The sequence below is a fragment of the Altibacter lentus genome, from assembly GCF_000746845.1.
In the GTDB taxonomy this organism is placed as follows: Bacteria; Bacteroidota; Bacteroidia; order Flavobacteriales; family Flavobacteriaceae; genus Altibacter; species Altibacter lentus.
This window is the reverse complement of sequence record NZ_KN050846.1, coordinates 1,709,448-1,722,102: the sequence shown is the minus strand read 5'-3', so window position 1 is coordinate 1,722,102 and position 12,655 is coordinate 1,709,448. Positions and strand designations below refer to the sequence as shown.

Below are 12,655 nucleotides of genomic sequence, written 5' to 3'. Positions count from 1 at the left end.
AAAAGCTTGTGATTTATAACTAAAATTCGGCATTGCCGGGTGTTCGTGGGTATGGGATCACATCCCGAATATTGCCCATCCCGGTTACAAACTGTACCAGTCGTTCAAATCCAAGGCCAAATCCGCTGTGTACGGCAGTTCCAAACTTGCGCAGGTCCAGGTACCAGTATAATTCGTCTTGAGGAATACCCATAACTTCCATTTTTTGCTTCAAGACATCATAGCGTTCTTCTCTTTGTGAACCACCTACGATCTCTCCAATTCCCGGAAAGAGAACATCCATCGCCCGAACCGTTTTTCCGTCATCGTTCAATCGCATATAGAACGATTTGATATTTGCCGGATAATCGAAAAGGATAACGGGACATTTAAAGTGCTTCTCCACCAAATAACGCTCGTGTTCACTTTGCAGATCGGCACCCCATTCTTCAATGAGATATTTGAATTTCTTTTTCTGATTGGGTTTGGAGCGTTTCAATATTTCAATGGCTTCGGTATAGCTTACACGCTTGAAATTATTCTCGAGGACAAACCGAAGCTTCTCCCTAAGGGACATTTCACTTCGCTCAGTCTGCGGCTTGTTCTTCTCTTCGTCCAGAAGACGGTTCTCCAGGAACTCCAGATCGTCCTGACAGTTGTCCAGCGCAAATTGAATTACATATTTTATAAAATCCTCAGCAAGGTCCATATTGCCGTCCAGATCGCAAAAAGCTACTTCAGGTTCGATCATCCAGAATTCAGCCAAATGGCGTGAGGTATTTGAATTTTCTGCCCGAAACGTAGGTCCGAAAGTATATACTTTTCCAAGCCCCATAGCAAAGGTTTCGGCTTCCAACTGCCCGCTTACGGTAAGATTGGTTTCCTTTTCAAAAAAGTCTTGCTTGTAATCGATATTACCTTGTTCATCGAGTGGAGGATTCTTAGGATCGAGAGCACTCACACGGAACATCTCTCCCGCTCCTTCTGCATCGCTACCGGTGATGATGGGAGCGTGCATGTAATAAAACCCGTTTTTCTGAAAGTATTCATGAATGGCAAAAGCCAGTTTCGACCGTAAACGCATTACGGCACCAAATGTATTGGTACGTACGCGAAGATGTGCCTGCTCCCTTAGGAATTCCATGCTGTGACGTTTCGGTGAAAGTATTGTGCGCTTTACTTCTTCCGGGTCGGCTTCCCCAAGAACCTTGATCTTTGCAACTTGTATCTCAACAGCCTGTCCTTGGCCTTGACTCTCTACCAGATGTCCAATAACCTCGATAGCAGCACCCACAGTGATCTTTTTCAGAAGGGATTCTTCGAAACTTTCAAAATCGACCACACATTGTAAATTATGGATGGTGGAACCATCGTTTAATGCAATAAATCGATTGCTTCTGAAACTTCGTACCCAGCCGCGCACCATAATTTCGTGTAACGAGGGCTCGGTGCGTAAAACCTTGATTATTTCTGTATGCTGCATGTTCAAAAATTTTAAGGGCATAAAGATACTTCTTAGCTACAAAAGGAGCAACTAAAGCATAGCCTCATCTTCGTCCTCTTCTTCAGAATCGGGAATGATCTTCAATGCGGGTTGTCTAAGGGTTTCTTTGTTGGCAATGCTCTTCTCTAAAGACAAAAGCAGTGACGGGAGTAGTAATAAGTTGGCCAGCATGGCAAACAATAACGTGGCAGATACCAAGGCCCCTAACGCCACAGTGCCTCCAAAGCTTGAAATGGTAAATACCGAAAACCCGAAGAACAATACTATGGACGTATAGAACATACTCACACCTGTTTCCTTTAAAGCTGCGTACACCGACTTCTTAATGCGCCAATTGTTTGCAATAAGCTCTTGGCGATATTTGGCCAGAAAGTGAATAGTATCATCTACCGAGATACCAAAAGCGATACTAAAGACAAGAATGGTAGAAGGTTTTATTGGGACTCCAATAAAACCCATAAGACCTGCGGTTATTATTAAAGGGAGGAGGTTGGGGATAAGAGAAACCAAGATCATTCGTAAGCTTCTGAACATCCATGCCATGAACAATGCAATGAGAAAGATGGCCAGCGACAGCGAAATGATAAGATTATTGACTAAATATTTGGTTCCTTTTTGAAATACCAGCGCTTTCCCCGTTACGGACACATCATATCGATCCGGAGGAAAGATCTTATCGATCTTGGACCTGAGGTCTTCTTCTATCCTTTCAAAACGCTCGGTTTTGGTATCCTTCATAAAGGTAGTGATACGGGCATATTGCCCGGTGGAATCAACGTAACTTGACAAGAGATTGGTGCGATCTGCACTTCCCTTTGCATACGAAAGTAAAAAGGTGCGCTCCTGGCTGTTGGGTAGTTGGTAATATTCCGGGTTGTTATTATAATACGCCTGCTTCGAGTACTTTACAAGTTCGACAATCGAGAGAGGCTTTGCCAGTTCCGGGATCTCTTGAAGGTATTCTTGAAGCTCGTCCATGCGTTTTAATGTGGCAAGTTTCATGACGCCTTTTTGACGTTTCGTATCAATGAGGATCTCGAGAGGCATGATCCCTTCATACTCACTTTCAAAGAACTGAATGTCTTTGAAAAAATCTGCTTTTTTAGGCATATCCTCAATGATACTTCCCGAGATCTTGATGTTGTACATCCCTACAATACTCAAACAAAGAAGACATACCGCCGAAATGTAAATGGCGATACGATGGTTCTTTACCATGCGTTCCATCCAGTTTACGAACTTGCTTATCCATTCCTTGTTCAAATGCTTTAGGTGTTTGTACTTCGGAATGGCCATATAGCTGTATACGATGGGTATAATGAACAAGCTTAGCAGAAAAATGGCAATAATATTGATGGACGCGACGATCCCAAATTCTTTTAATAACTGACTATTTGTAAGGATGAACGTAGCAAAACCCGAAGCGGTCGTCACATTGGTCATCAATGTTGCATTCCCTACCTTGGCGATCACCCGTTGCAATGATTTTGCCTGGTTCCCGTGCTGTTTGATCTCCTGCTGGTACTTATTGATCAAAAAGATACAGTTGGGAATTCCAATAACAATGATCAACGGCGGAATGAGGGCGGTCAATACCGTGATTTCGTAATGTAACAGTCCCAATGTTCCAAAGGCCCACATCACACCAATGATCACCGTGGCCATGGAGATGAGTGTCGCACGTACAGATCTGAAAAAAAAGAAAAAGATAAGAGACGTAACCAACAATGCGGCGCCAATAAACATACCGATCTCGTCGATGATGTTTTGTGAGTTGAGCGTACGAATATATGGCATCCCCGAGGTATGTACTTCGATCTCGGTTTCCAGCTCAAACTGTTCTATTCTTGGAATAAGTACGTCAACAATAAAATCCTTTCGTTGGGGCGTATTGACAATATCCTTTTTTAAATAGACGGCTGTTCTTACCGATTCTTTGCCGGGGCTGTAGACCAGACCGTTGTAGAAAGGGAGTTTGTGGAACAGTTCATTCTTATATTTGGCAAGCGTTTCGGTTGTGAAAACGGTGTCTTGTATAAAAGGAACAAGCTGAAAACCTGCACTGTCCGTTCTTTTTTCCAGTTTCTGAAGGTCGCCTAAGGCGAGGGTTAGTTCTACTGCTTCAGAAGTGCGAAGGTCATTAGATAACTGTGCCCAGGCATTGAAGACTTTAGGTGTAAAAATGGCCGAATCCTTAATTCCGAGAACAATAAGGTTGCCTTCTTCTCCAAATTCAGAAAGAAATTTATTGTATTCGACATTGATCTCATGGTCATCCGGAAGCAAATTCGCTTCGGTGTAGGTAAAGCGCATGTGTTTCCACTGCAAAGCGAAGAATACGGTGATAAGTGCGATCGCAATAAGCAACAGAGTTCTATTCCGAAGAATAAATCGCGCAACCGTACTCCAAAAACCGATGCTGAAAAGTTTGTCCAATAGATGCCGTTTTGGGCTGTGCAAAGGTATGAATTCCCCAGAAGGATAAAATTCTTTTTAGCGGCGTTTTTTACAATTTGAGATAAAAAGTGAACTTAAAGGAGATGTTATCTTCAAATTTTGGCAAATGGTAGAAACCGTAGCGATAGGCGAAACTAAGACCGAAACCAAAGAGGAGTTTGTTGAGCTCAAAACCCGATTCGGAATAGACCTCGTCCAGGGTGTTGAATGTAATACCCAGATGCTCCTCGGGTTTTTCTAGGGTTCCCAACGCATGCCGGGTAATAAATACCAGTTCCGGTTGAAAGCGAGACCCGAAATTGAAACGTCGTAAACTGTGTTTTATCTGGAGCGTGGCCAGCTTGTCTGAAAAGAACTCTCCAAAATACATGGTCTCGAAACTGCGGCGTCCCGCCACCGAGAATCGTTGCAAGATCTCATCTTTGGTGGGACTGTTAGGATACGCATGGAACAGGTGTGTTAGCGGGATATCCCCCGTGGCATACGAACCCTCCAGCAGGATGTTGGTAGAGGAGAGGTCGGTGCGCTTTATGTAGTAATCTAGTTTTAGACCCAGTTTGGTATAATTGAAATCGCTCTTGGCGATCCCTTTCACACCTTGTGTTATCTGAGCACTAATTTTTGGAAATCCGTCAAAATACTCAATGCGGCCGTCCTTAGTAGTAAAGAAGTTTTGTTTTGGCGAGATACGTATGGCAGCAGTTACCTCTGCTAACTCATAATTGCCATAGGTTTGCTCGTCTGTTACAAATTGATAATTCTCAATTTGGTCGATCCTGCTGCGGGAAAGGCGTACTTCGGAAAGGATTTTAGGAGTGAACTCGTGTTGAACATTTGTTTGCCAGGTACGGTGCTTATAAAATTGGGTTACATTCACCAAGCGTGGTTCAAATACCGAATAAACACGGGCATCGGTCAAATAACTGAAACTTCCTATCTCATTGATATCATCGTTATAGTATACGTTGAGCCATGTATTGTGCGGGTCGTTGAGGCGAATACTTCCTCCAATACCAAATTTAATATCTTGATCCTTAAAACCGCGGGCGACATATCCGCCAATCTTGAAATGTTCAGATAAACGGTCGTTGGTTACACCGCCTACACCCAAGCGGATTCCTTCGTAATTGTTGTATTTTATTAAATAGCGCAGGTCAAAATCGAAGAATCCCAACGGATAGAAGCCCGTATTAAAGGGATTTTGTTTTTTTTCATTTCGTGTTGCGGTGGTGTCCTGTTCGGTCTTTATGGCCGGTTCTTGCGCATACAAGGAATATCCCAGTAAACATAAAAGGATAAGGTAAACATGGCGCATAGCGAACGGATTATTGGGGGTTAAAAGTAAAAAATATAGCGGCAAATCGCCGCTACATTGTGTTTTGTTTAACGTATAAAAACGAAGTCTAGACCGTCATGATCTCTTTCTCCTTTCGCGCCAATATCTCTTCAATCTTAGTGATATGTGTATCTGTCATTTGCTGAATATCGATCTCAAGGTTCTTTTTAAGATCCTCCGAAATATCTAAATCTTTAATTTCATTATTTGCGTTCTTACGATCGTTTCGCACACCGATCTTAGCTTCTTCTGCTTCGGCTTTTGCTTGTTTTGCAAGGTCACGTCGGCGTTCTTCGGTAAGTGGGGGTACATTAATGATCACGCTCTCGCCATTGTTCATAGGATTGAAGCCTAAATTAGCATGATGGATCCCTTTCTCTATCTCCGGGATAAGATTTTTTTCCCAGGGCTGGATGGTGATCGTCATTCCGTCCGGAGTATTTACATTGGCTACTTGGTTGAGGGGCGTAGGACTACCGTAGTAATCGACCATAACACTTCCCACCATAGACGGACTTGCTTTTCCGGCACGTATATTAACTAATTTTTTTTCTAAATGAGTGATCGCTTTCCCCATTGCTTCACGGGTACTGTCGATAATAAAATTGATTTCTTCTTCCATGGTTACTTTTCTATAATCAGTTTTCAAAAATTGCGCTATTTGAAACGCAGTAGTGGCAGCTGTTATTATAAATTCACTTTGGTTCCTATTTTCTCTCCGGAAACCACTTTCAATAAGTTTCCTTTTGTATTCATGTCGAAAACAATAATTGGCAATTCGTTTTCTTGGCTTAATGTAAAGGCTGTGGTATCCATGACCTTGAGTCCTTTTTTAAGCACATCTTCAAAGGTAATAAAATCGAATTTTGTAGCAGTGGTGTCCTTTTCCGGGTCGCTCGAATAGATACCGTCCACGCGCGTTCCTTTCAGGATCACATCGGCACTTATCTCAATGGCGCGTAATACTGCTGCAGAATCTGTAGTAAAGTACGGGTTTCCGGTACCTCCTCCAAAGATCACTACCCGGCCTTTTTCCAAATGCCGAATGGCTTTTCTTCGGATGAACGGTTCTGCTACTTCGTTGATCTTGATCGCTGTTTGCAAGCGGGTGGGTATTCCTTCGTCCTCTAGGGCACTCTGAAGCGCCAGGCCGTTGATCACCGTGGCCAGCATCCCCATGTGGTCTGCCTGAACCCGATCCATCCCGCGGCTGGCTCCCGCCACACCTCTAAAGATATTTCCACCTCCTATCACTATGGCTACTTCCACGCCCCGGTCAATAAGCTGCTGAATCTCTTCGGCATATTCTTTAAGACGCTGGGGGTCAATTCCGTACTGACGCTCGCCCATCAAGGCTTCGCCGGAAAGTTTCAAAAGTATCCTTTTGTATTGCATAGTGTGAGTTTACAGGGGCAAAAATAAAGAAAAATGTTGGATACAGTGTTTAAAATAAAAAACGCCTTCAAATAATTTTGAAGGCGTTTTTTATTATTGTGTGTAGGTGTACTACATCAAAGAAACACGTTTGAAACCAACCACTTCTACATCGCCGTATGTTTTTACATATTCGGCAACGCTCTTTTTATCGTCTTTGATAAAATTCTGGTCCAGTAACGCTTTCTCATGATCCAAGGTAGTATTGTCTGAAATAAAACGCTCGATCTTTCCGGGCAGGATACGATCCCAGATCTGTTCCGGTTTTCCTTCGGCCTTCAGTTCGGCTTTTGCGTCTGCTTCAGCTTTTGCCAATACCTCATCTGTTAATTGTGATCTTGAAATGAACTGAGGCACATTCTTCAATGTTTTCCCCAAACGGCCCAATTCAATATTCTCTTTTTCAATCGCTGCTATACGTGCTTCGGTTTCAGAAGCCACAAATTCCGGCGAGAAATCTTTATAAGACAAGGTAGTCGCTCCCATAGAAGCAACTTGCATAGAAACGTCTTTTGCCAGTTCTTCGGCATTATCCACATTTTTAGACAAACCGGTTAATGCACCGATCTTGTTACCGTGGATGTAACCTCCTACGAAAGGAGCCTCCAAGATCTCAAAACCGCCGATCTCGATCTTTTCTCCGATCACCCCGGTTTGCTCGATCAATTTTTCTTCTACGGTAATGTTGTCGAATTTTGCCTTTAAGAACTCTTCTTTAGAAGAAGTATTTAAGGCGATATCGGCCATTTTGTGCGCCATTTCAACAAAAGAGTCGTTCTTAGCTACGAAATCTGTTTCGCAGTTTAGAGAGACGATCACTCCTTTGGTGTTGTCATCGTTCACTTTCGCGATCACAGCACCTTCGCTGGAATCACGATCTGCTCTTTTTTCTGCGATCTTTTGCCCTTTTTTTCTAAGGATCGCGATCGCTTTATCGAAATCACCTTCTGCCTCGACCAATGCCTTTTTACAGTCCATCATTCCGGCTCCGGTTGCTTGTCTTAATTTATTTACTTCTGCGGCTGTTATGTTTGCCATCGTATTAAATGTTTAAGTTATGTATTAGTAAAAAAGTCGTTTAATTTATTTTCAGAAGAAAAAGAACCAAACGACTTTTATATGTTTATTAGGGTATTCTTTATTCTTCTTCTTTGGAAGCTGCTACAGCTGCTTTTGCTTTTTTAGCCTTAGGAGCTTTTGCTTCAGCCGGTGCATCCTCATCTTTTCCACCTTTGCGTTCTGCCAAACCTTCTATGATCGCTTCAGAAACAGAAGCCATGATCTTTTCGATAGATTTTGAAGCATCGTCGTTTGATGGGATCACGTAATCGATCTCACGGGGATCGCTGTTGGTATCCACCATAGCGAAAATAGGAATGTTCAGTTTTTGAGCTTCCTTCACCGCAATATGCTCACGGGTAGTGTCCACAATGAACAATGCCCCGGGAAGACGGCTCATATCGCTAATAGAACCAAGGTTCTTCTCCAGTTTTGCACGAAGACGATCTACTTGCAAACGCTCTTTCTTAGATAGAGTGTTGAAAGTTCCGTCTTGTTTCATACGGTCAATAGACGCCATTTTCTTGACCGCCTTACGGATGGTCACGAAGTTGGTCAACATCCCGCCGGGCCATCTTTCGGTGATGTACGGCATGTTGGCATTTCCTGCTTTTTCGGCTACAATGTCCTTTGCTTGTTTTTTGGTAGCAACGAAAAGGATCTTTCGTCCGCTGGCTGCGATCTTTGAAAGTGCTTCATTTGCCTCTTCCAGTTTTGCAGCTGTTTTGTAAAGATTTAGGATGTGGATCCCATTACGCTCCATATAGATATATGGGGCCATGTTCGGGTTCCATTTTCTGGTCAAGTGACCAAAATGTACGCCTGCGTCGAGCAGGTCTTTTACTTCTACTTTTTTTGCCATTTTTGTTTTAGTTTACGTTCTGCGTGTTTAGATGGTCAACCTTCCGGTGTTTTCTTAAGATATTTCTTCAGAAAACGTTGGCTTGATTTAGATACTAAACTAATCGCTACATCTTCCCGACATGCTTAGCAAGGCGAGAAGATGTAGCTAACAGCTTATTGATAATTAAATGTATGAACTTTGTTTCCGAATCAAGTTCGGAAGATACTTCTTAAAAAGAATTCAAGTTTCTTGAATCCTGAGCTCATCAGAGGATTAACGTTTAGAGAACTGGAATTTCTTACGCGCTTTCTTCTGTCCGAATTTCTTACGCTCCACCATTCTAGGATCTCTGGTCAATAGTCCTTCCGGCTTTAGGATTCCTCTGTTCTCATCGTTCAACTCGCACATAGCGCGAGAGATCGCCAAACGAATCGCTTCTGCCTGTCCTGTGATGCCACCGCCAAATACATTTACGGTAATGTCAAAGGTCTTGTCATTTTCGGTAAGTGCTAACGGTTGTTTTACTTTATATTGTAAAGTAGCGGTTGGAAAGTAGTTCTCCAGTTCGCGTTTGTTCACAGTAATGTTTCCCTTTCCTTCTTGAAGGTATACACGAGCTACAGCGGTTTTTCTTCTACCTATTTTGTGAATAACTTCCATTACTTGATATCGTTAAGGTTAATGGTTTTTGGTTTTTGTGCCTCTTGATCGTGTGATGCACCGGCATATACTTTTAAATTTCTGAAAAGCTCAGCGCCTAATTTATTTTTTGGCAGCATTCCTTTGATCGCTTTTTCTACAACACGTTCCGGATTTTTGCTTCTCATTTCAGTGGCAGTCAAACTACGTTGTCCGCCCGGATAGCCGGTATGACGAATGTACGTCTTGTCGGCCCATTTGTTTCCTGTAAGGTTGATCTTTTCGGCGTTTGTAATAATTACATTGTCACCGCAATCAACGTGAGGGGTAAAGTTTGGCTTGTGCTTTCCGCGAAGTAATTTTGCAACTTCACTGGCAAGACGTCCAAGGGTTTGCCCTTCAGCATCTACGTGTAACCATTCTTTGGTCACAGTCGCTTTGTTTGCTGATATTGTTTTATAACTTAGTGTATCCACTTTTATTAATTTTACCACCTGTCTTCACCTACAGGCAGTGTTAAACATTCCTTCTTTTGGATAAATCGGGGTGCAAATGTAGTATTATTTATTTGAAAAACAAGGGGTGTAAACTATTTTTCTATAAATGAATAAACACCTAAAAAAACACCAAATAGGAAAAACGCACCAAATGTTAAAATTATCTTAAAATCAAGGCCGAACTGTCACTTTTCGAGGAATTGTATGTCCTTTAAGGTATCAATCAACAACAACCAATCATCCATGTTCCTTAAAACCACCTTCTCACTGCTGTTGTGTATTGCAAGCAGTTCCTTCTCGTGGGCTCAAACAGAAACAACATCTGCAACAAACGAAAGCAAACCCGAAAAAAGAGTATATACCACACGATCCATTGAGGGAAAGGAACCCATTGTGATCGATGGAAAGTTAGAGGATGCTGCTTGGAATGAAGTAGATTGGACCACAGACTATGTAGAGTTCGAGCCTGATAACGGGACTCCTCCCACCGAACAGACAAAAATGAAGATTGCCTACGATGCAAGAAATCTTTACGTTGCTTTTCGATGCTATCAAAAGGATCCTTCAACAATCGAACGCCGTCTGGGGAGACGTGATGATTTCCCGGGGGATTGGGTAGAGATCAATATTGACAGTTATGGTGACGACCGTACAGGTTTTTCCTTTACGATTTCTGCCTCCGGTGTAAAAGGGGATGAGTTTATTTCCGAAAATGGGAATTTTGACGGAAGCTGGAATCCAATCTGGTACGTAGATACTCAAATAGATGCTGAAGGCTGGACTGCAGAAATGCGCATTCCCTTAAGTCAGTTGCGTTTTAGCGCGGCCGATGAACAAGTTTGGGGTCTTCAATCCACCCGAAGGTATTTTAATAACGAAGAGCGCTCCCTATGGCAGCCCTTATTGCCCAGTCCGCCGGGTTGGGTAAGTGAGTTTGGCGAACTACGAGGTATTAAAGGGATCAAACCTCAAAAACAGATCGAGATACAACCTTATACCGTGGCACAATGGGATACCTATGAAGAAGAGCAGGGCAATCCTTATAGAGATGGCAGCGATGGCCGACTTACCTTCGGACTGGATGCAAAGATTGGGGTGACAAACGACCTTACACTGGATGCCACGATCAATCCGGATTTCGGTCAGGTGGATGCAGATCCGGGTGCAGTAGCGCTGGACGGATTCGAGATCTTCTTTCAAGAACGGCGTCCTTTTTTTGTAGAAAATAAAAGCGTGTATGACTATCGTGTTGGGGGAGGCGCAGACAACCTGTTTTTTTCAAGACGAATAGGAAGGAGCCCACAGGGCTCCCCTTTTGGTCCTACCACAGTATATGCCGATCAACCCAACAACACCACCATTCTTGGAGCAGCCAAATTCAGTGGTAAAACCAAAGAAGGATGGACCATAGGAATTTTGGAAAGTGTGACCGATAAGGAATTTGCCGATGTGATCAATGAGGACGGCAGTGAGCAGGAAACCTTGGTAGAGCCTCTTACAAATTATTTTGTGGGTAGGGTTCAGAAGGATTTTAACGATCGGAAGAGCAATGTAGGGGCTATTTTTACGGCAACCCATCGGAATATGGATCCCAATGTTTCCTTTTTACATTCTCAAGCTTATTCCGGGGGACTGGATTTTCAGCATAATTGGAACGAGCGAAAGCACTATATTACTGGAAAAGCCACTTTTAGTCATGTACGAGGAAGTGCAGAAGCTATTACGGCAACCCAAACCTCACTTACACATTTGTTTCAGCGTGTGGATGCCGAGCACGTTTCCGTAGATCCCAATAAAACCAGCCTAACCGGTAGCGGAGGGAATTTTGAGGTTGGAAAAGGCGGCGGCGGCAACTGGCGTTATTACTTTGGAGGTAATTGGAAATCTCCCGAATATGAGCTCAATGATATCGGATTTTTACGTCAGGCAGATGACATTCGGCAATATTCAGGGGCACGATATCTTTGGAACAAACCTACCTCTTGGTTTCGCCAGGCGAACGTTCGTGCCGATATTTCGACGGCATTCGATTTTGAAGGAAATTACAACCGGATCCAGTATGAAGTTGCGGGTTATGTGAATTGGAAGAATAATTGGTGGAGTGAACTTGGAGGGGCACACAAGCCCCGAATATTTGTCAATACCTTCTTGCGTGGAGGGCCAAGATGGAGGTATAATGAAGAGAACTATGTGTTCTTTTTTTCGGGGACCGACCAGCGAAAGAAGCTGAGTTTTAGAGCCGGACATGTACATTCGAGAGCCACACAGGACCAATTCTCATTTTACAATTATGAAGTAGGAGCCCGCTATCAACCACTTAACAGCTTGAGCCTGTCTGTGGATCTCAATTATGAGGAAAGCCCCAGTAAAACACAATATGTTTCTCAAGCAGATTTTAATGGGACGACTCGTTATATTCTGGGGGAGATCGATAACGAAGCACTTAGTGCGACCTTGCGTGTGAATTACAGTATCAATCCGAACCTTACCATCCAATACTACGGACAGCCTTTCATATTTAGAGCGAAGTATTCCAATTTCAATTTTGTGAACAATTCCGTAGCCGAAGATCTCAACGAAAGAGTCTCCTTGTACGGGAACGACCAAATTCTTTTTTCTGAAGGAAGCTATCTGGTAGATGAAGATCGCGATGGTACGACCGATTACCAATTTGGAGATCCCGATTTTGCTTTTGTACAATTCCGGTCTAATCTGGTAGTGCGCTGGGAATACATTCCGGGATCCGAGATCTTCCTAGTATGGTCACAAGGGATCACCGGACTTGGCGATCCGGACAACCGGTTCTCGACCATAATCGATAATCAGATCCTTCAGCAGCAACCACAGAATACTTTTCTTATAAAAGCGACCTACCGCTTTGTGTTATGAGACGAAAAATAAAAAGG

10 protein-coding genes are annotated in these 12,655 nt (G+C 43.1%); 1 reads left to right on the top strand and 9 read right to left on the bottom strand.

Annotated elements, in window-relative coordinates:
- Window positions 1-19: 19 nt before the first annotated feature.
- From asnS to rplM, 9 genes are all read right to left on the bottom strand, one after another.
- Window positions 20-1,462 (bottom strand): asparagine--tRNA ligase, encoded by a 1,443-nt coding sequence (gene asnS, locus JS40_RS07975; protein WP_034262260.1) that lies wholly within the window; start codon window positions 1,460-1,462, stop codon window positions 20-22.
- A 51-nt stretch (window positions 1,463-1,513) separates the two neighbouring features.
- Window positions 1,514-3,919: an efflux RND transporter permease subunit gene (locus JS40_RS07970; protein ID WP_034259697.1), complete on the bottom strand. Its 2,406-nt coding sequence runs from the start codon at window positions 3,917-3,919 to the stop codon at window positions 1,514-1,516.
- 70 nt (window positions 3,920-3,989) lie between these two features.
- Window positions 3,990-5,255: a DUF5686 family protein gene (locus tag JS40_RS07965; RefSeq protein ID WP_034259696.1), complete on the bottom strand. Its 1,266-nt coding sequence runs from the start codon at window positions 5,253-5,255 to the stop codon at window positions 3,990-3,992.
- A gap of 88 nt (window positions 5,256-5,343) precedes the next feature.
- A complete protein-coding gene (gene frr, locus JS40_RS07960) occupies window positions 5,344-5,898 on the bottom strand; it encodes a ribosome recycling factor (protein WP_034259694.1) in 555 nt (184 codons plus the stop codon).
- 65 nt (window positions 5,899-5,963) lie between these two features.
- On the bottom strand, window positions 5,964-6,671 hold the full coding sequence (pyrH, locus tag JS40_RS07955) for a UMP kinase (protein ID WP_034259690.1): 708 nt from the start codon (window positions 6,669-6,671) through the stop codon (window positions 5,964-5,966).
- A 111-nt stretch (window positions 6,672-6,782) separates the two neighbouring features.
- Window positions 6,783-7,748, bottom strand: coding sequence for a translation elongation factor Ts (gene tsf, locus JS40_RS07950; protein WP_034259688.1), 966 nt, complete (start codon window positions 7,746-7,748; stop codon window positions 6,783-6,785).
- 100 nt (window positions 7,749-7,848) lie between these two features.
- Window positions 7,849-8,631: a 30S ribosomal protein S2 gene (gene rpsB / locus JS40_RS07945; protein ID WP_034259685.1), complete on the bottom strand. Its 783-nt coding sequence runs from the start codon at window positions 8,629-8,631 to the stop codon at window positions 7,849-7,851.
- 255 nt (window positions 8,632-8,886) lie between these two features.
- Window positions 8,887-9,273: a 30S ribosomal protein S9 gene (rpsI, locus tag JS40_RS07940; protein ID WP_034259682.1), complete on the bottom strand. Its 387-nt coding sequence runs from the start codon at window positions 9,271-9,273 to the stop codon at window positions 8,887-8,889.
- A complete protein-coding gene (rplM, locus tag JS40_RS07935; RefSeq protein ID WP_034262258.1) occupies window positions 9,273-9,728 on the bottom strand; it encodes a 50S ribosomal protein L13 in 456 nt (151 codons plus the stop codon). The genes rpsI and rplM overlap by 1 nt, the downstream gene beginning before the upstream one ends.
- 264 nt (window positions 9,729-9,992) lie before the next feature.
- On the opposite strand from rplM, the gene JS40_RS07930 reads away from it, so the two are divergent.
- On the top strand, window positions 9,993-12,638 hold the full coding sequence (locus JS40_RS07930) for a DUF5916 domain-containing protein (protein WP_034259681.1): 2,646 nt from the start codon (window positions 9,993-9,995) through the stop codon (window positions 12,636-12,638).
- The last annotated feature ends 17 nt before the right edge of the window (window positions 12,639-12,655 follow it).